The sequence below is a fragment of the Pseudoduganella guangdongensis genome, assembly GCF_009857475.1.
Taxonomy (GTDB): domain Bacteria; phylum Pseudomonadota; class Gammaproteobacteria; order Burkholderiales; family Burkholderiaceae_D; genus Rugamonas; species Rugamonas guangdongensis.
Window position 1 is genome coordinate 76,289 of record NZ_WWCJ01000013.1, and the last position, 20,573, is coordinate 96,861.

The 20,573-nt window shown below is 61.1% G+C and carries 21 protein-coding genes and 2 pseudogenes; 11 read left to right on the plus strand and 12 right to left on the minus strand.

What is annotated here, in order from left to right; genetic code table 11:
• Positions 1 to 245: 245 nt before the first annotated feature.
• Positions 246 to 1,613, minus strand: coding sequence for an FAD/NAD(P)-binding protein (locus GTP41_RS18235; protein WP_161027006.1), 1,368 nt, complete (start codon positions 1,611 to 1,613; stop codon positions 246 to 248).
• Between the two features lie 72 nt (positions 1,614 to 1,685).
• On the opposite strand from GTP41_RS18235, the pseudogene cysC reads away from it, so the two are divergent.
• A pseudogene (gene cysC / locus GTP41_RS27450) lies at positions 1,686 to 2,156 on the plus strand (adenylyl-sulfate kinase); the annotation flags it as partial.
• Here the strand turns inward: cysC and GTP41_RS18245 are convergent.
• From GTP41_RS18245 to GTP41_RS18270, 6 genes and pseudogenes are all read right to left on the minus strand, one after another.
• The gene (locus GTP41_RS18245; RefSeq protein WP_229502951.1) at positions 2,114 to 3,007 is read right to left on the minus strand and encodes an arginase family protein; all 894 of its coding nucleotides are present in this window, start codon (positions 3,005 to 3,007) and stop codon (positions 2,114 to 2,116) included. The pseudogene cysC and the gene GTP41_RS18245 sit on opposite strands and share 43 nt — an antisense overlap.
• Positions 3,008 to 3,039: 32 nt before the next feature.
• Positions 3,040 to 4,284 carry a sulfotransferase family protein gene (locus tag GTP41_RS18250; RefSeq protein ID WP_161027008.1) on the minus strand — a complete coding sequence of 415 codons (1,245 nt, stop codon included), beginning with the start codon at positions 4,282 to 4,284 and terminating at the stop codon, positions 3,040 to 3,042.
• Complete coding sequence (locus GTP41_RS18255; protein WP_161027009.1) at positions 4,268 to 4,972, minus strand: methyltransferase; 705 nt, start codon at positions 4,970 to 4,972, stop codon at positions 4,268 to 4,270. Before GTP41_RS18255 ends, GTP41_RS18250 begins: the two co-directional genes overlap by 17 nt.
• A 215-nt stretch (positions 4,973 to 5,187) precedes the next feature.
• Positions 5,188 to 5,688 (minus strand): annotated as a pseudogene (locus GTP41_RS18260) (DDE-type integrase/transposase/recombinase); the annotation flags it as partial.
• Between the two features lie 228 nt (positions 5,689 to 5,916).
• Positions 5,917 to 7,005, minus strand: a complete 1,089-nt coding sequence (locus GTP41_RS18265; protein WP_161027010.1) for a 6-phosphofructokinase — start codon at positions 7,003 to 7,005, stop codon at positions 5,917 to 5,919.
• Positions 7,006 to 7,020: 15 nt separating this feature from the next.
• Positions 7,021 to 7,284 carry a BON domain-containing protein gene (locus tag GTP41_RS18270; protein WP_161027011.1) on the minus strand — a complete coding sequence of 88 codons (264 nt, stop codon included), beginning with the start codon at positions 7,282 to 7,284 and terminating at the stop codon, positions 7,021 to 7,023.
• A 43-nt stretch (positions 7,285 to 7,327) separates the two neighbouring features.
• Between GTP41_RS18270 and GTP41_RS18275 the strand changes: the two genes are divergently transcribed.
• Entirely contained in the window at positions 7,328 to 7,678 is a 351-nt protein-coding gene (locus tag GTP41_RS18275; protein WP_161027012.1) for a nitroreductase family protein, read from the plus strand.
• A gap of 137 nt (positions 7,679 to 7,815) precedes the next feature.
• Here GTP41_RS18275 and GTP41_RS18280 read toward each other — a convergent pair whose 3' ends face one another.
• On the minus strand, positions 7,816 to 8,286 hold the full coding sequence (locus tag GTP41_RS18280) for a pyridoxamine 5'-phosphate oxidase family protein (RefSeq protein WP_161027013.1): 471 nt from the start codon (positions 8,284 to 8,286) through the stop codon (positions 7,816 to 7,818).
• Between the two features lie 281 nt (positions 8,287 to 8,567).
• Here GTP41_RS18280 and GTP41_RS18285 point away from each other — a divergent pair, with 281 nt between their 5' ends.
• The 4 genes from GTP41_RS18285 to rodA all read left to right on the plus strand — a co-directional run bounded on the left by GTP41_RS18285 (position 8,568) and on the right by rodA (position 13,854).
• The gene (locus GTP41_RS18285) at positions 8,568 to 9,821 is read left to right on the plus strand and encodes a putative Na+/H+ antiporter (protein WP_161027014.1); all 1,254 of its coding nucleotides are present in this window, start codon (positions 8,568 to 8,570) and stop codon (positions 9,819 to 9,821) included.
• A 262-nt stretch (positions 9,822 to 10,083) separates the two neighbouring features.
• Positions 10,084 to 11,814 carry a cation:proton antiporter domain-containing protein gene (locus GTP41_RS18290; protein WP_161027015.1) on the plus strand — a complete coding sequence of 577 codons (1,731 nt, stop codon included), beginning with the start codon at positions 10,084 to 10,086 and terminating at the stop codon, positions 11,812 to 11,814.
• A 24-nt stretch (positions 11,815 to 11,838) separates the two neighbouring features.
• Positions 11,839 to 12,672, plus strand: coding sequence for a universal stress protein (locus GTP41_RS18295; RefSeq protein WP_161027016.1), 834 nt, complete (start codon positions 11,839 to 11,841; stop codon positions 12,670 to 12,672).
• Positions 12,673 to 12,735: 63 nt separating this feature from the next.
• Positions 12,736 to 13,854 (plus strand): rod shape-determining protein RodA, encoded by a 1,119-nt coding sequence (gene rodA / locus GTP41_RS18300; protein WP_161027017.1) that lies wholly within the window; start codon positions 12,736 to 12,738, stop codon positions 13,852 to 13,854.
• Positions 13,855 to 14,101: 247 nt separating this feature from the next.
• Here rodA and GTP41_RS18305 read toward each other — a convergent pair whose 3' ends face one another.
• From GTP41_RS18305 to GTP41_RS18315, 3 genes are read right to left on the minus strand one after another with little or no spacing between them, the layout of a single operon-like run.
• Complete coding sequence (locus tag GTP41_RS18305; RefSeq protein ID WP_229502952.1) at positions 14,102 to 14,431, minus strand: DUF389 domain-containing protein; 330 nt, start codon at positions 14,429 to 14,431, stop codon at positions 14,102 to 14,104.
• Between the two features lie 14 nt (positions 14,432 to 14,445).
• Positions 14,446 to 15,594 (minus strand): YbdK family carboxylate-amine ligase, encoded by a 1,149-nt coding sequence (locus GTP41_RS18310; RefSeq protein WP_161027019.1) that lies wholly within the window; start codon positions 15,592 to 15,594, stop codon positions 14,446 to 14,448.
• Position 15,595: 1 nt separating this feature from the next.
• Positions 15,596 to 16,783, minus strand: a complete 1,188-nt coding sequence (locus GTP41_RS18315) for a cation:proton antiporter (RefSeq protein ID WP_161027020.1) — start codon at positions 16,781 to 16,783, stop codon at positions 15,596 to 15,598.
• Positions 16,784 to 16,929: 146 nt separating this feature from the next.
• Here GTP41_RS18315 and GTP41_RS18320 point away from each other — a divergent pair, with 146 nt between their 5' ends.
• From GTP41_RS18320 to GTP41_RS18330, 3 genes are read left to right on the plus strand one after another with little or no spacing between them, the layout of a single operon-like run.
• Positions 16,930 to 17,319 (plus strand): site-specific integrase, encoded by a 390-nt coding sequence (locus GTP41_RS18320; RefSeq protein WP_161027021.1) that lies wholly within the window; start codon positions 16,930 to 16,932, stop codon positions 17,317 to 17,319.
• 2 nt (positions 17,320 to 17,321) lie between these two features.
• Positions 17,322 to 17,579, plus strand: coding sequence for a DUF5985 family protein (locus GTP41_RS18325; RefSeq protein WP_161027022.1), 258 nt, complete (start codon positions 17,322 to 17,324; stop codon positions 17,577 to 17,579).
• On the plus strand, positions 17,579 to 17,863 hold the full coding sequence (locus tag GTP41_RS18330) for a DUF5985 family protein (RefSeq protein ID WP_161027023.1): 285 nt from the start codon (positions 17,579 to 17,581) through the stop codon (positions 17,861 to 17,863). The genes GTP41_RS18325 and GTP41_RS18330 overlap by 1 nt, the downstream gene beginning before the upstream one ends.
• Here GTP41_RS18330 and GTP41_RS18335 read toward each other — a convergent pair.
• A complete protein-coding gene (locus GTP41_RS18335; protein WP_161027024.1) occupies positions 17,858 to 18,334 on the minus strand; it encodes a MarR family winged helix-turn-helix transcriptional regulator in 477 nt (158 codons plus the stop codon). The genes GTP41_RS18330 and GTP41_RS18335 overlap by 6 nt on opposite strands.
• Positions 18,335 to 18,530: 196 nt before the next feature.
• On the opposite strand from GTP41_RS18335, the gene GTP41_RS18340 reads away from it, so the two are divergent.
• Together GTP41_RS18340 and GTP41_RS18345 are read left to right on the plus strand one after the other, a co-directional pair.
• Positions 18,531 to 19,439 (plus strand): GGDEF domain-containing protein, encoded by a 909-nt coding sequence (locus tag GTP41_RS18340; RefSeq protein WP_161027025.1) that lies wholly within the window; start codon positions 18,531 to 18,533, stop codon positions 19,437 to 19,439.
• 533 nt (positions 19,440 to 19,972) lie between these two features.
• Entirely contained in the window at positions 19,973 to 20,512 is a 540-nt protein-coding gene (locus GTP41_RS18345; protein ID WP_161027026.1) for a carboxymuconolactone decarboxylase family protein, read from the plus strand.
• Positions 20,513 to 20,573 lie beyond the last annotated feature (61 nt).

Here is a 20,573-nt window from a genome sequence, read left to right on the forward strand (position 1 = left end):
TCGGTACTCGGCATTAAACCAAGACTAAGCCAATGATTTTTCAGGGGCTTTCAATTTAACCGCTTACGCGATTCGCTACCATCAAGTTAGGAAAAACGGCCGATACCATCGCGTTTTCCGTTGATGGTATCGGAGTGCGATTTTGGCGCGGTTATGCGATGAAAGCGCGCATTTCTGCGTGACGGCAGAGGATGCCCTCCTCAATACAACGATGCGGCACCAGGCTTTGGCGCTGTCGCTAACATTCACGATGCCAGGCAAGCCCTGGCAATGCTGGCGGCGAACTGGCGCAGTTCGGGGACCGCAGTCGCCTCCCAGAACTTGGCCCTGAGCCAGGGGCCGATGTAGTACAGACCCGGCGTCGGCTGGCCGTCCTCTCCTAGCAAGGCACAATCGGCTCCCGTTTCCACCCCGAGGCCGAGTGGATCGGCCCGCATCATGCCATCGGCCAGCAGTTGCCGTACCAGCGGTATCGCAGCGTCCTGTGGACTGGCACAACTGCCCGTGCAATTGATGATGCGGGCGGCACGCAGAGCGATGCATGTTTGGACGCTGCGCGGTTGCACAATCAACACCGTCCGCTCCGCTTCATCGCGGATGTCCAGCATTCGCCCTGCTGTCACTTGTAGCGCGCCTCGTGCCAAGGCCGCCGTCACCTCTTGCTGTACGGGCGGGGGCAACTGATGCCGATGCACCTCCCAATACGGCCGTAGGTGGCGCAGGAAGCGGCGCCGCTCCGATGCGGTCCAGCTTTGCCAGATGCCTGCCGTTTGGTGGCGCAATGTGGCCAGCGCTTCGTGCCAACCCAAACCGACCGCTTGAAGGTGGGCCACCTGCTGCTGAAGCGCACGCAGGGCTCCCCGCACTGTCGTCGTTTCTTCGCGCTGCAGCATGACGCCTGGCGATTGCGTCGATGGCGGCGCATAGGGCCTGGGCAGCAAGCCGTGGCGCGACAGTGCATGCACCTGCTGCGCGGGGTGGCGGCGAAGCAACTGGAGTGCGATATCGACTGCGGTCAGCCCCGTCCCCAGTAACAGTACCGGTTCGTGTACATCAATGGCGGACATCAAGCCGCGTTGCCAGGGATCTGCCACATACCGCGCGCAGTCGACCAGAGCGCCCCGTGCTAGCGCCGGTGGCGGCGGCGGAAGGTGGCCTATGGCCAGCACCACTTGGTCGGCCTCGATGCAGCGGCCGTCGTCCAGTGTGGCAGATAGCCTTCCTTGTGCCATGGATTGCAAGCTGCAAACGTTACCGCTGATGCAGTCGAGAGTAGCTGTGCGACTCGACTGAGCATGCGCCTGGTGCAGCGCCCATTCCAAGTAGTCGCCGTAGACGCTTCGCGCGACAAAGGAATCACCTGTCACGCGGCTTTCGCGTGCATTAGCGTAGTGCAAAAAGTGGTTAGCGTCGTCCGGTAATACGCTCATTTTGGCCGCCACCACATTGAGCACGTGTTGCGGGCTCTGCGTGCCATATGCCATGCCGCGCGCCAGCCGTCCACCACGATTGAGCAGCATCACGCGCACGGGCTGCTGGCCGGCACTGCGCAGCAACTGTATCGCGCATGCGACACCTGAAAAACCGGCTCCTACGATCAGAATCGTACGCATGCTTCGCCTCCACTTCGCGTATATAGTGCCTTCATGGACTCCTCCTATATCTCACGCCAACAGCGCGAAGAAATGCACAACCATCGCGGCGCGGTCGTCTGGTTTACCGGCCTTTCGGGTGCCGGAAAGACAACGCTGGCGCGCGCCATTGAATTGCGCTTGTTCCAAGCTGGCTGCCAGGTCGTGCTACTGGACGGCGACAGCCTGCGCCAAGGCCTGTGCGCGGGCCTTGGCTTTTCACCGGAAGACCGCAGCGAGAACATCCGCCGCGCCGGTGAAGTGAGCCGCCTGTTTGCCAATACAGGCACTATCGTGCTGGCGGCTTTCATCTCTCCGTCGCGCGCAGACCGGGCGCGCGTGCGCGCCATGCAAGCCGATGGCGACTTCATAGAAGCCTGGTGCATGTGCCCGTTGGAGACCTGCGAGCAGCGTGACGTCAAAGGCCTGTATCGCCGTGCCCGCGCAGGTGAGGTGGCGCAGTTCACTGGCGTCTCGGCGCCCTACGAAGCGCCGCTGGCCCCCGAATTGACGCTCGATACAGGGGGCGACAACGTTGCCGCTTGCGTCGAGCAGGTGTTGACTGAATTGCACTCGCGCGGCGTACTGTTTGCGGTAGGCAGTAATTCGTCCAGCAGCTCGAGGCAGATGCGCGCAGCCTGGTCGCCATCGTCCAGTTCCGTGTGCCACGCCGATATCGACACCGCCAATAGCGGGTAGTCGCGCAGGCGGCGGAACAGTGCCGCCAACTGCTCCACGCGTGGCCCGTTCGGTACGTGGTACTTCAGGGCCGGCATTCGCTGCGCCTCGTCCAGTACATCGGTGTCGAAATGCAGGTACAACGTTTCGTTCGGCGACATGTGGCGCATGACCTGGCCCAGCGGACATCGCACAATGGCCGACTGCGCCAATGCTGTGTCCTCACCCGGGTCCAGGTCGCGTGCATCGGATAGCAGCACCCGCTCTTCCGCATAGGGACGGATCCCGACAGCCTGGCGCAATGCCGTGATGCTATCGCGCTGGTGCTGGCGGCGGTCAGGCCGACCTACCAGCATGGCCAACGGCATGCCGCCTAGGTACCGGGTATGCGTGGTGTTCCAGGTGTGGAAGTCGCCATGCGCATCCAGCCACAACATGCGCTGTGGTTCGCGGTTGGCGCGCTGTAGACCCGCCATGACACCCAGGGTGGACATACAGTCGCCGGAAAGGCTGACGGGGAGCTCGCCTGCCGACGCTGCTATGGCAACGTGCTGCGCCAGTTCGGCATAGACGCGGCCCATACTGCGCATCTGTTCCTCCTTGGCCACCAGCTCCGTGGCGGTGGACAGTGGCGAACCCACCACGGCCCATTGCTGCGCACCAAGTAGTTGCACACGTTGCAGATCTTCGCGTCGCATCCCCATCAGGTACGGCACCAACAGGCGGCGAATCACGGCCATTGCTCCGGCGCTAACCCATAGCCCAGCGTGCGCATCATATCGGTGACTTCCGCGCGCTGTGCCAGGGGCAATAGTTGGGAACTACGATTGCGCCAGCGACCTGGTGCGGGCGCCTTGGTAGCCATGGTCACCCGCAGCGTCGGTGGCTGTGGCAGCGGCGGCAGATCGAGCCATGCGCATACACGTTCGAGCACGCCAACTGGATCGGCCAGGTAGGACTCGAAGTGCACCCGCAGCGCCGTCAATCCGCCGTCAAGGATGTGACGGTGGCAGGACAGCCATTGGTTCAGGCACACCTCCTTCAGCGGCGCTGACGTATAGCTGCGCCAGTTAGGTGGCAGGTCGAACTTCCACCAGCGGTGCCCGTCTGCGCACTGTTCCGAATAGCCGTCCATGGCGAGCGTGACGCCGTGCCGCTGCATGTCATGCGCATGGAAGCCCGTGGGTGAGAGCCAGCCATCCATCATGCCGTTGACGCAGGCAGCGAAGTTGCGGGTCAGGTGCAGGTAACGTACTTGCGCACGAGGGAAGAGCTGTTCATAGAGTCCAACGCGGTAGGCATCGGACGGTGTCTTGAACAGCAGTACCTTGCTGGCCGCATCGCTTTCGGTGAATTGCCGGGCATGCATGGCGGGTAACACAAAGGGCGGTTCTTCGATTTTTACCGCTTCGGCAAAAGGCCGGCGTTCCCCAGGGCCATGTCCGCCATCATAGTAGTCAAGGCGCCAAGCTTCGCGCCAGAATACGGCGCTCAGCGCGGCACGCTGCAACTCCTGCTCCCCGGGCCCATCGGTGGCCTCGCTCAACAGCAGCGCTTCATCCAATCCACGCTGCAGCTGCGCATAAGAAGCGGCGGCCGCAAACAAGGCTGGAAACTGCAGCAGCATACGTTTGCGCCAGCGTGATTTCAGCTCGGCCAGAGGCGCCAGTCTGCCGGTATGCACGGTCAGACCATCGAAGATGTCGTCAGCCAGTGTATCCGCATTGCGCAAGCATGTGATGACGTCGCTCTGGCACGTAGGATCGTGACCGAAACCATTGCCGCTCAATGCGAGAAATGGTTCCACTTCGCCATCCAAACTGGCAATGCAGGGGTGCTGCGCCAGGCTCGCCTTGAACAGCGTGGAGCCGGAACGCGAGCTGGTGAGAATGACGACGACGCGCCTGACCTTTGCTCGCCATGGCGCGTGTGGTACTGCCCGAAGTTTGCGAATGGTCTCAGTCAGTGCGTCCATGCTTGGCCGCCGGCTTGATCAGAAAGACAAAGAACTGACGCTTTCCGGCGCGTTTTGCCGCACTCTTGGCTATCATACGAATACTAAACCCGGCTTGCTTCGCCAGGCGGCGTACCTCGTCCACTGCGCCAAAGTTTGAATGGGCGAAATAGATGCGGCCGCCAGGTTTGAGGTACTGCGCCACCTCTTCAAAGAAGCGTCTGTTGGTGCGGAAATCCGTGTCCCACTGCGAACGTGCCACGACGTCGGGTGCGGGCTTGTCGCGAAACGGCAGGTTGGCGGTGATGACATCGAAGCGCTCATCGCCCACGGAATCAAACAAGTCCGAATGCCGCACTTCCATCACGCCAACGAAGCCATGGGCCTGCGCGTTGTGGTGTGCGCTACGAATGGCCGCCGGATTTAGGTCCAACGCCAGCACGCGCGACGCCTGTTGGTAGCAGGCGAAGATTGCGATAACGCCGGACCCGGTGCCCACATCGAGCACGCTTTCACCACGCTGAATGCGGAAGTTGCGCACCAGCGGCTGGCTGTCCAGGAATGGCCAGAAGGTATTCGGATAAACGTGGAATTTTTTGCCAAGATAGGTAATGGTGCGTCCGGCTTCAGGGACTGACTTGAAAGCGTGCTGACGCATGACTTGCCAGTGATCGATCTGCTCCGACGTGGGAAGCGCGTGTGATGGCATCTCTATCCCCCTATCTGATGATGCCATGCTATAGAACCTGCCGGACGAGGGCAAGTGCACGTCGCTCGGCGCGCGCAAACTGTTGGATACTTACATTGCTTCCGATTTGCCAGTCCGTTTAGGCGCCGCGGTCGGCGTATGGGCCGCTGAACCGCTGTTCGTCTGCGTCATCACGGTGATTGCAGGGACGCGTCCGATCATGCAGCTTGCAAGACCTCAGGCTGTCGGGCGTAAAGCGCTTGCTCCAGTGCGTCCAGCACGAAGTCAGTGTGCATTGAGCTGCTCACTCGCCAGCCCACGATTCGGCGCGCGAAAACGTCGATCACGAGGGCGACATAGACGAAGCATTGCCAGGTCGAGACATAGGTAAAGTCGCTGACCCAAAGTTGGTTTGGACGCTCAGCACGGAACTGGCGGTTCACTCGGTCAAGAGAGCACGGGGCCGCCTTGTTGGCAATCGTCGCTCGTACAACCTTGCCTTGTATGACGCCACGCATCCCATCACGGCGCATCAGTCGTTCAACTGTGCAGCGAGCGACCTCAATCTTCTCGCGGCGCAGTTGGCGCCAGACATTTTCAGCGCCGTAGACCAGGAAGTTAGCTTGCCGCACGCGACGAATGTGGGCGTACAACGAGTCAACGCGCTTTGTACGCGCGCAGCGCAATTCGGGATTGCAGCGCAGAGCAATGTGACGCCAGTAATTCGATGGAGCGAGTGCTGCGAGTGCCGGAGGCCGGAGCGCGCAGCACTCGCCATTAAACCAAGACTAAGCGCCTGATTTTACCAGCGGTGCCCGGACTATCCCGGCGCACCGGATGAAGCGCCGCAACCCGCATAACGTCTACATGACGCGCCAGGCGAAGGCTTAAAGTATGGGCTGCCGTCACACTACGACGCCGACCTGCCGACCTCGCACCCGACGCTGATTCAGCCAGTTCATCTTTCATGATAAGGCCGGCGTTGCATCTTCCTGCTGTGGTAGTGCTGCTTCACCTAGGACCACGCCGATATGCCGAGCGCATGTCAGTAAATGATGGCCTAATGGCACGCGCCGGGTGCGTCCGGCCACATCGGCCAGGGCCACGGCGCCGGTGCCTCCACCCTCGACCGTCACCATGCTTCCCCATAGATCGGCGCGCGCCATGGTCGCGCCGGTTTCACCCAGCAGAGTGCCAAGCAGGCGGTCGCCCGGGGTCGGCGTGCCGCCGCGCTGCACATGCCCGAGTATTGTCGCCCTGACCTCGCATGGCAAACGCGCGCCGAGTGCCCTGGCCAGCATTTCGGCCACGCCGCCCAGGCGTTGCGGCTCCGGCGCGCCCGCCACCAGGTCCCGCATTGTCATTTCCCCGCCGCGCGCTTTCGCGCCTTCTGCCACGCTGATCAGCGTATTGCCACGCTGCGCGGCCCGCGCGGCGCAGACGGCTGCGATGCCTTCGAGGTCAAAGTCGATCTCGGGCAGCAGAATGATGTCGGCGGCGCCAGCCAGTCCCGCCTCCAGCGCCAGCCAACCAGCCGTGCGGCCCATGGTTTCGACCAGCATCACCCGGCCGTGGCTGGCGCCTGTGTTACGGCTGCGTTCGAGGGCCTCGGTGACTGTAGCCACAGCCGTGTCGAAGCCCAAGCTGCGCTCGACGCAGGCGATGTCGTTGTCGATGGTCTTTGGCAGCCCCAGTGTGGGCAGTCCGCGTGCGTGCAAGGCACTGGCGATGCTCATCGTGCCATCACCGCCGATGGCGACCACGCCGTCCAGGCGGAGCTCACGGGCATAGGCAAGAACCTCGGCGCACCAGTCGCGGCCTTTGTAGTTGAGGGGGCTGACGCGGTTGGTGGTACCGAGAATAGTGCCTCCGGCGGCCTCGATGCCGGCGACGGTGGCGCGCCCCAAAGGCCGCACGCGGCGCTCGATCAGGCCGAGATAACCGTCTTCGATGCCAAGCACCTCGGCACCGTCGAGCGCCAGAGTCAGCGCTCGAATCACGGCGTTAAGTCCAGGCGCGTCGCCGCCGCCGGTTAGAACTCCAATACGTTTCATAGGATGCAGGGCCGGTCAAGGTACGGGAGACGAATCAATGGTGACCCGGTTGGTGACATGGGTCACTCCCGGTGCCATCCAGGCCGCGCGTTCCGCTGCCATGCGCTCCGCCCATGAGTGTACCGTGCCTTCAAGCGCTACCGTGCCGCCAATCGCTTCGACCTTAACATGTCCGGCATCGATGGTCGCGATGCGATGTAAGGCTGCCACAATTTGACGCTGGACGTCCTTGGGTTCGACGGCCGGCCGCAGTTCCAGATGGTTGGCTACGCCGCGCACCCCGCGGATCGCTCCCGATACAGTGGACGTTTATGCGGCAACGTTGGACGGAGTTTACCTGTTTAACCCCGATGCCTCGTTTCTCGAGCATGCGGTTAAACGGGACTGCCGTGCACTTTGCGGCAACCCGTTCGCGGCACAGGTGCCGTTGACCTTGATCTACGTCGCAAAGGACTTGGAAGGACGCGATGACGCGTCCAGCCAACAGGAAACGAAGGCGGTGCTTGCGGCCGGCTGCATCAGTCGCAATGTCACCTTGATGTGCGCTGCGGAAGGCTTGGCTAGCGCACTTGCCTTTCTGCCTGAGTGCACGACACTGGCCGGCGTGATGGGGCTCAAGCGTCCCCATCGTGTCCTACTCACCCAGGCGATTGGGCGTTCGGCGCACTGCTGAAGCAGCCTTTACTTACCGAATCCCCGCGAACTTGGGTGTGCAAGCGCCTTTGCGGCAGCGTCGCGCCAGACCCTGGGGTCGTAACGCGAGACAATGCGTACGCGCCGCGAATGACCTAGTGTGGTGGACCAGGCAAATCAGTTCGATCGGTATAGCTCTGTGTGGCCGAAGCCAACGCCATAATCCAAAAGCGAGATGACTTCCAAATCGATGTGGAGGAACAGCAGGCCTTCCCACGGCATGTTGCTTCCCTGAGCGGCGAACTCTTTCGCCTCGGGGAATTTCTGCAGGATTTTCTGTCCAATTTCTTCCAATCGGTCCTGACCACGAACGAAGTCGGCGGTGCCGCTGAATGATAGCCCTCGAATCTCGGACCAGCGATCGTATGGAAGGTTAATTGTCCCGGATACTTTATTGTTGTGTTGAATGTTATCCGCCTTTTGGCTACCCAATCCAATGACGGCGTAGATAGCTAGTCCATCATGGACGTAGCTGACCGTGGTGGCTTGCGGATAGCCATCGGGGCGGATTGTCGCCAACGTCATGTCGCGAGCCCCGTGCATGATCTCGAGTACCCGCTGTCGTGCTGATGCGTTAAGCTGTTCCATACCGTTCTCCCAGGATTGCTGCACCCGGACACGCTTGCCGGGTCATGGTGTGCGCTGTCATGTTTGATACATATTATGCCAGTGGCACGGTGAAGCAAAACTCGTCAGCATCGGCCTTTCGGGTAGGCGTAACCATGGCGCCGCCGCGCCAAATCATTCGCGGTGGCGTCCTGGAATGAAGGCAGGGTATAATTAGCAACAAGGGTGCTCGCACAATCTGGTGCGACAGGATTCGCGTCGGTCGGGCCGCCACGTGCAATTGTTCACGCCCTTACTTTCAGATGCACCCATCCTTTGTTGAGCTGCTCGGCGCAGCACTGTTCGGCATCGCCGTCCTGCACACGTTTTCCACCGGATTGTTCGAGCGTATGGCGCACCGCCAATCGCGCCACGCTGGCATTTGGCATTTGCTGGGTGAAGTGGAAGTGGTGTTTGGTTTCTGGGCGATGGTGCTGATCCTGTTCATGTTCGCCATCGTCGGCAAAGATGACGCCACGCGCTATCTTGACAGCCGCAACTTTACCGAGCCGCTGTTTGTGTTCGCCATCATGGTGATCGCCGGCACGCGCCCGATCCTGCAGTTTGCCGCGCGCGCGATAGGCTTCCTGGCGCGCCGGCTGCCGCTGTCGCCCAATATCGCGCTGTACGTGTTGGTGCTTACGGTGGTACCGGTGCTGGGCTCGTTCATCACCGAACCGGCCGCGATGACGTTGGCGGCGCTGATGCTGCGCGAGAACGTCTATCGTCATCAGCTGTCGTCGCGGCTGAAGTACGCCACGCTGGGCACCTTGTTTGTCAACGTTTCGATCGGCGGCACGCTGACCACCTTCGCGGCGCCCCCGGTACTGATGGTGGCGGGCGTGTGGAACTGGAACGTACCATTTATGCTGGCCACCTTTGGCTGGAAGGCGGTCGTCGCCATCGTCGTCAATGCTGCCTTGGTTGCCGTTTGGTTCCGCAAAGAGCTGGCGAGCATCGACGGCGAGCCTGAGCGGGTCGATCCTGTGCCATTGCCGATGGTGCTGGTGCACATCGCTTTCCTGGTGCTGGTGGTGATGTTCTCGCACCACCCGGCGGTCTTCATGGGCGCGCTCCTGTTCTTCCTCGGGATCGCACAAGCCTATCCGCGCTACCAGGATCCATTGATCCTGAAAGAGGCGCTGCTGGTGGCGTTCTTCCTGGGCGGCCTGGTCGTACTGGGCGGCCAGCAGGGCTGGTGGCTGGAGCCGCTGCTCCTGGGGCTTGATGCGGACGCCGTGTTCTATGGCACTGCGGCACTGACCGCGATCACCGACAATGCGGCGCTGACCTACCTGGCGTCGCAGGTGCCGGGCTTGACACCGCAGTTTCAGGTGGCGCTGGTTGCCGGGGCGGTGACTGGCGGCGGGTTGACCATTATTGCTAACGCCCCCAATCCGGCGGGCGCCGCGATTTTGCGCGAAGGCTTCGAGGACGGCGCTATCCGGGCGGAATTCCTGTTGCTGGGCGCGCTGGTTCCTACGGTTGTCGCCGCCATTGCGTTCCGAGTACTGTAACGCGGCGTGACGGCGGCAAGGACGAGGCCCCCTTTTTACTTCCCCCTGAAGTGTTGTTTGTGGAGGTGGCACGTGGCGATCTGTCCCGCGCCGTCCGCAGCGCAGGCGAGATAAACGGAACGATGCAGTTGGCTGTGGGCTGGGAAACGGCGCGCCCACTCTGTAATGTCAAGGACGCAGGTGCAGGTGATGGGAGAGCGACCGGAAGCCGGCCCCGGTTCGCATCATTGATTGTTTAACGCTACGTTAGCGGAAGGACCGTATGACCGTCCATCATTTGCGCGAGGCGCTGCTGTTTCTGGCTCTGGCCGGCATTCTGGTGCCGGTGCTGCAACGCCTGCGCGTCAACCAGACAGTGGGCTTCCTGTTGGTCGGCATCCTGTTCGGGCCGCACGGCTTTGCCAGCTGGCTGCCCGCCGTGCCGGCGTTGGCCTGGGCCAGCTTCCAGGATGTGGCGGTGATCAAGCCGGTGGCGGAACTTGGCATCGTGTTCCTGATGTTTATGATCGGACTGGAGCTGTCGCCCGGCCGTCTGTGGGCGCTGCGACGCGACGTGTTCGGCACCGGGCTGGCGCAGGTCGCGGTGAGCGGGATCGTGCTCGGCCTGTTCGCCTTCGCGTTCGGCAATAGCGGCGCGGCCGCCGCCGCCATCGGCATCACGCTGGCCATGTCGAGCACGGCGGTGGTGATGGACCTGATGAGCCGCCAGCATACCCTGCGCACCACGCTGGGCCAGAAATGCTTCGCCATCCTGATGCTGCAGGACCTGGCGGTGGTGCCGGCACTGATTCTGGTGGAAGGGCTGGGCCAGGGCGGCGGCCAGGCCTTGTGGCTGACGCTGGTGCTGGCCGTGCTGCAAGCGGCGGCGACGATCGGCGTCCTGTACTTCCTCGGCAAGCGCGTCACCCGGCCCTTGTTCGCCTCACCGGCGGTGCAGCGGCAGCCGGAAGTGTTTGTTGCCTTGATTCTCTTGTTAACCCTGGGGATCGCCGCGCTCACAGCGTGGAGCGGGCTGTCGCTGGCGCTGGGGGCGCTGCTCGCGGGACTGTTGCTGGCCGACAGCGAGTTCCAGTACGAGGTCGAAATCATCGTCGAGCCTTTCAAGGGCTTGCTGCTGGGCCTGTTTTTCATGTCGGTTGGGATGGAGATCGATTTGCGCGTGGCGGCCGAGTATCCATTGCTGTTGCCAGCCTCGGTGCTGGCCCTGCTGGCCTTGAAGGGTTCGGTCGTGGCGCTACTGCTGCGCGGCCTGGGCTGGCGGCGCGCCGTGCACGGTGGCTTGCTGCTGGGGCAGGGCGGCGAATTCGCCTTCATCATCCTGGCGTACGCAGTCAGCACGCAGGTGCTGACGCGCGAGGCCAGCCAATTCCTGTTGCTGGTGGTGGGCCTGAGCATGCTGCTGGCACCGATGGCGGCTGCTGCCGGCAGCATGCTGGTGCGGCGCGGCGAACCCATCGACGACCATGCGCCGACGCTCGCCAGCGGTGCGCTGGGGCATCTGAGCGGGCATGTGATCATCGGCGGCTATGGGCGCGTCGGCCAGTTGGTGGCCGATGTGCTGAAGAAGCAGGGTTATGCCTATGTCGCGGTGGAGCGCGACCGCCACCTGGTCGAGGTGGCGCGCCGCGCGCGCCACGAGGAATGCGTCTTCACTGGCGATGCGTCCCTGCCTGAGATGTTGCAGCGGCTCGGCATCACGCGGGCGGCATGCGTGGTGCTGACTATGGACGATCCGCGCGCCGCGTTGCACGCTGTTGGCGTCTTGCGGCGGCACTACCCGGAGCTGTACCTGCTGGCGCGGGCCCGCGACGAACGGCATGCGCGCGCGTTGAAGTCGGCCGGGGCATCCGAAGTGGTATCCGAGGCGGTGGAATCGGGGCTGCAGATGGCGTCCTTCGCGCTGACGGCGGCCGGCATGCCGCTTGGCGCTGCGGACTTCCAGGTCGACCGCCAGCGCGAGGAGCTGCGGGCCAAGATCGACGCCTCACGATGAATCGAGCGTAACCGAGGAGATGACATGACGCCCTACAAGACCATTCTGGTGCATGCCGGTCCGCCGTTTGATGCCGGCGTCGGACGTGTTGCCGTGCAGTTGGCGCAGGCATTCGATGCCCGCTTGGTGGCGCTGGCTTGTTCCGGCATCGAGATGCTGCTGGCGCCGGGACTGATCGAGACCGGCAACGAAACGCTGGCCCGGCACATGATGGACAAGATCGATTCTGCCAGCGGCGCGCTGGAGCAGTTGCGCGAGTTGGCGGGCGAGGCTGGCATTAGCGCGGAAGTGCGGCGCCTGAATGGGCGTTCCGAGCGTGAGCTGGCGGAGGAGATGATGTTTGCGGACCTGGCAGTGATTGGCCAGGCCCTTGACCGGCGTCGGGCGCGCAATGGCTGGCGCACCTTGCCGGAAATGTTGTTGCGCAATGCCGCGCGCCCGGTGCTGGTGGTGCCCGATGGCTATGCCGGCGCGACGTGCGGCAAGTGCGTGCTGCTGGCCTGGGATGGCAGCGCCGCAGCGGCCCGCGCAGTGTCGGCCGCGATCCCGTTGCTGGCCAGGGCGGACGTGGTGGAGGCGGTCACATACTCGACCGATGACGGTTTCAATGTTCCGGGTGAAATTGATTCACTGGCGACCTTCCTGGCGTCCCATGGCGTGAATGCACGCACCCGCTTCCTGCGCGCGCGCCGCAACGTCGATATCGGCGAAGCCATGCTAGACCATGCCCGTGCGTCAGGTTCCGACCTGTTAGTCCTGGGTGGCTATGGTCATTCCCGTCTGCGCGAACTCATATTGGGAAGCGTTTCCACCACCGTTATGCGCAACATGAAGATGCCCGCGCTGTTTGCCCGCTAGGCGGTTGTAGCAGGCGTGCATTTCGCCCCCCCGTTTTTCGCTTCCTTGATTCCCGTAACCCGCATGCGCAGTCCATACTCCTCCCCATTGTTATCCCGCCTGACAAGCTTTCTGTATTTCGACAAGACGCTGCTGGTGCTGTTGTTGTTGCTGTTGGCGCTCAGTACGCTGACCATGTATTCCGCAGCTTATGACTTCCCTGGCCGCTTCGCTCTGCATCTGAGGAACATCGCGGTGGCGGTCGGGATCATGGTGGTCATCGCGAATATGCCGCCTACGACGCTGATGCGCTTTGGCCCCTACCTGTATGGCGCGGGCGTGCTGTTGTTGCTGGCGGTCGACCTTTTTGGCACGATCAAGAAGGGGTCGCAGCGCTGGCTGCATATCGGATTCGAATTCCAGCCATCGGAGTTGATGAAGATCGCCACGCCGTTGATGCTGGCATGGTACTTCCATACCTACTCGGATATCCGGCGGCTGCGCCTGTTCCTGGTTGCCGGAGCCTTGCTGATGGTGCCGGTGCTGATGATCCTCAAGCAGCCGGACCTGGGGACCTCGATCCTGGTGTTCGCGGCGGGCTTCTACATCATTTTTCTGGCCGGGTTGCCGTGGAAGGTGCTGTTCGCCATGGCGGGTACGGCGGTGCTGTCGATCCCCTTCATGTGGCCGCTGCTGCACGACTACCAGCGCGACCGCATCCTGACCCTGCTCAACCCGGAGGCCGATCCGCTGGGCAAAGGCTTCCAGATTCGGCAGGCGATCATCGCCATCGGCTCCGGCGGCGTTACCGGCAAGGGTTGGATGGAGGGCACCCAGGGGCACCTTGGCTTCGTGCCCGAGCGTTCAACCGACATGGTGCTGTCAGTGTTCTCGGAAGAGTTCGGGTTGGCCGGCATCGTGGCGCTGCTCCTTTTGTTTTCCTTTCTGATCGTACGCGGCATGCAGATTTCGATCGGCGCCGCGACCCTCTACTCACGCCTGCTGGCGGCGGCAATGGCGATGATCATTTTCACCTATGTGTTCGTCAACATCGCGATGGTGAGCGGGATGGCGCCGGTCGTTGGTATCCCATTGCCATTTCTTACTTACGGCGGAACCGCGCTCGTCACGATTTGCACGGCGTGCGGCATCTTGTTGGGAGTTCATCGTGAGGCGTGCGGTGCGATGGTTAGCAAGAGGTAAGGGAGGTTGGTCGAATGGCAGCCCGATGCATGGCGCACCGGGCGCCAGCTCGAGGCGCAGTGCCAACGCGCTGAGGTTCGCCTAACGGCACTTCCGGCGGTCCTCCAGTGTCAGCCGTGCCAGCTCATTCTTGGTGCGACCCTGGAGCCAGGCAGTGGCGCGACTGGCTTCCGCTGCGGCGAGTGGGCGCTTGCAGGCGGCAGTCAATGTTGGAACCTCGATGCTCTCGCGCAAGCCCTGCTGAGTGTCACGAAAAATCTCGCCGACGATATCCGCTTTGAGTACGCCTACATCGACCCGAGCGCCGGATCAGGGCAAAGTCATAAATGCCAATGCCGTAGCCGATCCCTACGATCGGTCCCATGAGCGGCGAAATGAGCATGGCGCCGACAATGACTGCCGGCGAATTGATGTTGAGTCCGATCGAGGCGATAACGATGGCGAAGATCAGGATCCATGGCGTGGCGCCCCGCAATTCGACGCCGGCGCGCAGCGCGCTGTCGATAACGTCATCATCCGCCTTGTCGTGCAGCAGGCTGAAGCGATGGGAGCGGGGCGCAGCTTGGTTTTCGGTCAAAGTGGCGGTCCTTCTCAATCGGGATTTGCTCTTAAGTCCGTCGCCGGCGCTTGCTGGAAGCGCTCGATCGCAGCGGCCACCATGCCCTCGACGCTGCCTCGCTCGTCAAACTGGGTGCGCAGGTAGTGGGCGTCGCCACCGGTATGGGTCACCTGATAGATGTGGTCCAGCGCGGCGCTGCTGCCAAGCGTGCGCGCATACGGCTCCAGCTTGCGCAACGTCGTCAGGATATCCTCACGCAGTACGATGCTTTCATGCCGCTGTGGATGGACCAGCGTTCCATCGAGGCCAAAGCGGCACGCTTGGAAACGGTTGTAGTTGTAGACCAGGTAGTCTTTCTCCTGTGGCGGTGGTTCGTTGCGATCAAGCAGCCAGGCGCACAGCGCTTGCAGGTAGCCCGCCAGCGCTGCTGCGCGCTCAACCGTGAGCGGGGTATCGCAGACGCGCAGTTCGATCGTTCCGTACTCCGGCTTAGGGCGAATGTCCCAGTAGAAATCCTTCATGCTCTTCACGACGCCTGTTTGCTCCATATGGGCGAAGTAGTCGCTTTCAAAGCTGGACCAGTCGAGTAGGAACGGTGCGCGTCCACTAAGAGGAAAGGCAAAGACCGAGTTCAGGCGGGCAGAGTTAAACAAGGTATCGCTGCCCTGGATAAACGGCGAGGATGCGGACAGCGCGATGAAGTGCGGCACAAAGCGGTTCAAAGAGTGTAAAAGGAACAGCGCGTCGTCGCCGGAAGCGCAGCCGATATGCACGTGCTGGCCAAATACTGTGAACTGTTTCGCGAGATAGCCGTAGAGCGCGGAGACTTCCTTGAAGCGCGGCTTGGCGTAGATGCGCCGCTCATTCCAGCGCTGGAAAGGGTGCGTGCCACCGCCGCATACGCCAACATTCAGGCGCTTGCCGGCCACCACCAGCAGATCCCGAATTTCCTGCAGCTGCTGCAGTAAGGGACCGTGTGCGGTCTGGACCGACGAGTTAATCTCGATCATGCTTTCGGTGATCTCGGGCGTGACATTGCCGGGAAACGGGCGGCGTCCCAGCAGATCGAGCATATCCGGCGAGGCGGGCGACAGATCGTAATCACTGGCACTGACCAGTTGCAGTTCAAGCTCGACGCCCATGCTCAAGGCGGCCGATTGGGAGAATGGCTGCAGCGGCATATTAGTCCTTTCGCTCGCTTTGGGTTTCGCGCGCAAGGCGCAGGGCGAGATAGGTAAGTGCGGGACCGGCCACCTCCAGTAGTAGGGCCATGGCTGCCAGGGCGTCGAGCCGGTCCACCAACTGCAATTCCATATAGCGCGACTGTTCGAGCAGGAGCAAGGCGAAGACGGACATCGGCGCCAGCGCTATGCCGGTCAGGTAACCTTTACGCAGCGTGATGCCGCTGGCGCGGGCCGTGGCGCTGCTGACCGCGATCTTGATGGCCATGCGCGCGAGCACCAGCGTCACGCCCAGCAGTGCACCGGCCCAGGCATGCTCCCACGCGATGGTGCTGGCCACATAGAAGAACAGGAGAACGCTTAGCAGGTCGCCCAGCACCCCGAAATTGCGCTGCGTGCGGCTCAAACTGACTCGACGATGGCGCGCAACCAGGCCAAAGGTCAATGCCGCAACGATCGGCGAGAGCTTTAATACGTGTGTGAGCGAAACAAGCAGCAGGACGCCAAAGGCGAAGGCGATCGTCCCATCAGCACTCAAGCGGCCCATGCGCCGCAGCCAGGCCGGAACGATAACCCCAGCCGTCACACCAATCCCTGCGGAGACCAGTAGAACAAACATGCTGTGCCAGCCGGCGCTCATCCAGTCGCCTGAGCTCTGGTAGACGCCGACGCCAAGGATGATCTTGAACATGCACACGGCCATGACGCAATTGATTGCCGTCAGATGCAACACACGTTCCGTGACCTGGCCGGCGGCGCGCTCCTCGTTGATCACGCGTAGCACGCTGGCGGGCGAAGTGGACATGGCTAAGGCACCCAAAAGCCAGGCGGCGAGAGATGACTGTCCAGCGAACTTGGCCAGGAATACGACGACAGCAAAGGTGAGCAGGCTTTCCAAAGCGCCCGTCAAGGCAATCCACGGATTGTCGCGCAACCACGCAATATTGATACGGTAGCCAAGCTCAAAAAGCATCAGGCCAAAGGCGAGGTTGGCCCCGATCATCAGCAGTTCGGCATTTTGGTTGGCCAGGAAGGCCGATACGCTATTGCCAAATGCGAAGCCAAGTATCGCGTAAATGCTGATGCGCGGCAGGTGCGTGAAGCGGTTGAAGACTTCACCAAGCACCCATGCCATGGCCAATGCAAATGGCCACGTAAGCAGCTGCAGATGGCTACTGAGTTCGAGCATAATTGCCTCCTGTTATTGTTGTGTACAGCACTTGGGCGCACGTTACAGGCCGTATTCTTGCACCATATACACATTTGGTGCAATATAAAATCCTCGTAAGCAAGAGCTCTGACGAACCTAGGGCAGTCGGGCTCTCATAGCAGAATATGGAAAATACACCAATCCCTGATGACATTCGGCGCTACGTGCTTACCCGCGTGCCCTCGGTTCCATATATGGAAGCGATACTGTTGTTGCGTGAAAAGCGGGATGTTTGCTGGGAGGCTGAGCAAGTGGCGCGCAGGCTTTATCTGAGTGAAGGACAAGCCGATCTTCTACTGCAACAATTGCGAGATGATGGAGTTGTCCAGTTGATCCAAGGAAAGACCAATGCCTATTCTTATGCCCCGGTATCCGGTGAGCTGGCCGAGTTGATAGATCGCGTCGCGCAGGCATATATCGCGAACCTGATCGCGATCAGTACGCTGATCCATTCGCGTGCGGGAGGGAAGGCGAAGATGCTGGCAGAAGCGTTTGTTTGGAGAAAGGACAAGTAGCAATGGCTAGTTTGATCTATTTCCTGTGTGCCATTACTGCGCTGGCCTGTGCGGTATTGGTATTGCGTAGCTATCGGAATACGCGGCACCGTCTGCTATTCTGGTGTGGCCTGTGCTTTGCAGGCATGTTCGCCGCAAATCTCTTACTGATCATCGACCGCCTTGTCATGCCCGACACCGATCTGTCGACCGTAAGGCTTATTGTTGGCTTGATCGCCTTATTGCCACTGTTGTATGGGCTTGTGTGGGAGGACGAGTAATGCTTAACGCGTGGCTCAGCGGCGCCATCTGCATGGCGGCACTCACGATTGCTCTGTTCTTCCTGCGTTTTTGGCATCACACCAGCGACCGTTTGTTCTTATACTTTGCGCTGGCCTTCGTGTTGGAGTCGGCGCATCGGTTGGCCTTTGTCTGGCCATCAGCCAATCTGGACGGGCCACACATTTATATCCTGCGCCTGCTCGAGTACGCATTGATCATGTGGGCCATCATCCAGAAAAATCGTAAGCGCCCCGCCGAGGTGCCGGAAAGCGAAGGGTCATAGGTCTGCCAATGGCGTGCGCGCAGCGTTCGCTTTTGGCGCAACCTCGACGATCAACGCTCCAAGGTCCTTTTCCAGGCGGGCCAACTGCTTGGGCGTCATTTTCTGAAGCGCTGCCGGTAGAACCCCACTAAACGGAGTGGGGGCAGACTTGAGAATTCTCTTTCCTTGAAGCGTGACGCTGAGTGCTACGGCGCGCCGATCAGTTTCGCTTGGTTGGGTGGCGATCAGCGCCTGCTCGACCAGAGCCTTGACCAGGTTGCTGGCGGTGGTCTGATGGATATCGAGAGCGCGCGCGAGTTCGCTGACGCCAATCCCTGGGCGCTGGCCGATGACGCTAAGTGCCCATAACTGCGCTCCCCCGATACCGGCGGTCCGTTCGACCTCCCGGAAGTGGGTGCGTACCGCATTGAATAGAATGCGGAACTGCCGCAATACACGGACGGATGGTTCGGTGGAGTCAATGGCAGGCATGGCGTCAATTGAATTTTGGTGACGGCAACATTGTACGCGGCCATGTATCCACTGGACAGAACTCTTTGCGCACCCACGTTCTGTTAAGTATTTGTGCAAATGCAAAAAATGACCCTATAATCAGTTCTTGTTTCCAGATGGCCGGCCAGGATGCGGGAGCCGGTCTTCAATTGACTTTGTGTCGGGAGCTAAGCCCTTGAAGTCGCTCTTATTCAGGCCGGAAGCCGAACTTGGTGCAATGCACTGGGCGCCCGATGGTCAAGACTCGGGGCGCTGGCAGCGCGTGCTACGGGCTGGCCTCATCACGCTGTTAATCGCGGGTATTGCCTGGCTCGATTTCGTGAGTGGGCCGGACGTCCATTTGTTCGTCTTCTATTTGATGCCGATCTTGCTGGTAACGAACGGCCTCGGGCAGGTTGCTGGCATCCTGATGAGCATTCTGTGTGTCGCTTGTAATGTCGCGATCGCTTGGTTCGTCAACCCCGGCTTTGCGGTTCCGGACCTCGTCACGGCGGCGGCGCGGCTGTTAATGTCGGTGTTGGTGGTGATTGCCTGGGGCCGGTTGCAAACTATGGGGCGGGCGTTGGCGGAACTGAGTCTGACCGATCCGCTCACCGGCCTGCAGAACCGGCGTGCCTGCGTGTTGCGGGGCGACGTCGAGTTGGCGCGCATGCGTCGCAGCGGCGAGTGCCTGAGCCTGATGTACATCGACCTGGATAATTTCAAGTCGGTAAACGACAGTCATGGCCATAAGGGCGGTGACCGGGTCTTGCGCGCAACGGCGGAGGGCTTACGTGAGTTCCTTCGCCGAAGCGACTTAGCTGTCAGGATAGGTGGAGATGAGTTCGCGGTGATCCTACCTGCTACGGGCAGAGATGGGGGGCGAAGACTGGGCGAGGAAGTGCGCAGTTGCCTCCGTCTCCTGTACATCAAGGAAGGTGTTGCAGTCACTGCGAGCGTTGGCGTGGCAACTTTCTATACTGCGCCGGAATCGTTTGAGGAGGTCCTGCATTTCTCAGACCAACTAATGTACCAGATCAAACGCAATGGCAAAGATGGCGTCTTGCAGCGGGACGTTGGGCACCCGATGACCGCTTCGGCGTGAAGATCAGCTGTCTCGAAAGCTCTTGGCCGCGGCGTTCCTCAGAACTGCCATCGCAAAGAGGGCATCACATCACGCTACGTTCGAATGGCTTCCTGTTGTCTCCAATTGGCCTTTGTGGACCGACAAGGATTCGCACGGTTGTCATACCGAAGGAGGGCGAGTTCCAACCGTTGCCCGATGTTGGCGTTCAGGCCTGTTTAATAACCGGGCTTCCCGTCAACTTCACGGTTTCCTTGGTTCGCAGCTCGTCGCTGATCCGGCTATTGATCGCTGCACTCGAAAGTGTGCGTTGCGGGACCAGCCGATGCCCTGGTAGTCAATTTCCAATCTGGTCGGACTAGCATATGGACTGTACGGGTTGTCTTATACGCCGTCGGGCGAGTGGAGGCATCATTATTCCAATGAATGAAATAGTCTATTGCCTTTAGCGTGTATTCTTCTAAATTCCTTGCTCTGGCAAAGTAGCACCATTCGCAGCGCGCTACGCTGATACGGATGACACTTACCCCACTTGCCTAACTAAGGAGCGCAGCATGAGCCGGATTACTATCCCTACCGATGAACAAACCCTCGCAGCGAGCAAGCCATTGCTGGCTGCCGTGAAGCAGCAACTAGGTGTGGTGCCCAATTTGATGAAGCTGGTAGGCCATAGCCCGGCTGCACTGGAAGGCTACCTGTCGCTCAGTGGCGCGCTAAGCAAGGGGACGCTCAGCGCAGCGTTGCGCGAGCGTATCGCACTGGCCATTGCCCAATACAATGGCTGTGACTATTGCCTGTCGGCGCATACCTACCTTGGCCTGCACGTGGCGAAGCTGAGCGAGGCGGATATCGCTGCGGCCCGCGACCATCACAGCACCGACCCGAAAATTGCCGCCGCACTTCACTTCGCTTATCGCGTCGCCGCCGAACGCGGCCGAGTGAGCGATGCCGACCTGACCACGCTGCGTCAAGCCGGATTTGGCGAAGCGGAGATCGTTGAAATCGTGCTGGTCGTCGCCCTGAACGTGCTGACCAATTACGTGAACAACGTCGCCCAGACCGACATCGACTTCCCGAAAGTTTCGGCCAACTAAGTGGCTGCTCGCTACGCGAGTACCTGCTTTCGCTGGGGCGCTCGGTGCCACACCTGTGCAG

Excerpts from the sequence above, each read along its gene's own strand:
- GTP41_RS18235 (WP_161027006.1), bottom strand. The coding sequence starts at position 1,613 with ATGCGTACGATTCTGATCGTAGGAGCCGGTTTTTCAGGTGTCGCATGC.
- GTP41_RS18245 (WP_229502951.1), bottom strand. The coding sequence starts at position 3,007 with ATGCGACGCGAAGATCTGCAACGTGTGCAACTACTTGGTGCGCAGCAA.
- GTP41_RS18250 (WP_161027008.1), bottom strand. The coding sequence starts at position 4,284 with ATGGACGCACTGACTGAGACCATTCGCAAACTTCGGGCAGTACCACAC.
- GTP41_RS18255 (WP_161027009.1), bottom strand. The coding sequence starts at position 4,972 with ATGCCATCACACGCGCTTCCCACGTCGGAGCAGATCGATCACTGGCAA.
- GTP41_RS18265 (WP_161027010.1), bottom strand. The coding sequence starts at position 7,005 with ATGAAACGTATTGGAGTTCTAACCGGCGGCGGCGACGCGCCTGGACTT.
- GTP41_RS18280 (WP_161027013.1), bottom strand. The coding sequence starts at position 8,286 with ATGGAACAGCTTAACGCATCAGCACGACAGCGGGTACTCGAGATCATG.
- GTP41_RS18285 (WP_161027014.1), top strand. The coding sequence starts at position 8,568 with ATGCACCCATCCTTTGTTGAGCTGCTCGGCGCAGCACTGTTCGGCATC.
- GTP41_RS18290 (WP_161027015.1), top strand. The coding sequence starts at position 10,084 with ATGACCGTCCATCATTTGCGCGAGGCGCTGCTGTTTCTGGCTCTGGCC.
- GTP41_RS18295 (WP_161027016.1), top strand. The coding sequence starts at position 11,839 with ATGACGCCCTACAAGACCATTCTGGTGCATGCCGGTCCGCCGTTTGAT.
- rodA (WP_161027017.1), top strand. The coding sequence starts at position 12,736 with ATGCGCAGTCCATACTCCTCCCCATTGTTATCCCGCCTGACAAGCTTT.
- GTP41_RS18310 (WP_161027019.1), bottom strand. The coding sequence starts at position 15,594 with ATGCCGCTGCAGCCATTCTCCCAATCGGCCGCCTTGAGCATGGGCGTC.
- GTP41_RS18315 (WP_161027020.1), bottom strand. The coding sequence starts at position 16,783 with ATGCTCGAACTCAGTAGCCATCTGCAGCTGCTTACGTGGCCATTTGCA.
- GTP41_RS18320 (WP_161027021.1), top strand. The coding sequence starts at position 16,930 with ATGGAAAATACACCAATCCCTGATGACATTCGGCGCTACGTGCTTACC.
- GTP41_RS18325 (WP_161027022.1), top strand. The coding sequence starts at position 17,322 with ATGGCTAGTTTGATCTATTTCCTGTGTGCCATTACTGCGCTGGCCTGT.
- GTP41_RS18330 (WP_161027023.1), top strand. The coding sequence starts at position 17,579 with ATGCTTAACGCGTGGCTCAGCGGCGCCATCTGCATGGCGGCACTCACG.
- GTP41_RS18335 (WP_161027024.1), bottom strand. The coding sequence starts at position 18,334 with ATGCCTGCCATTGACTCCACCGAACCATCCGTCCGTGTATTGCGGCAG.
- GTP41_RS18345 (WP_161027026.1), top strand. The coding sequence starts at position 19,973 with ATGAGCCGGATTACTATCCCTACCGATGAACAAACCCTCGCAGCGAGC.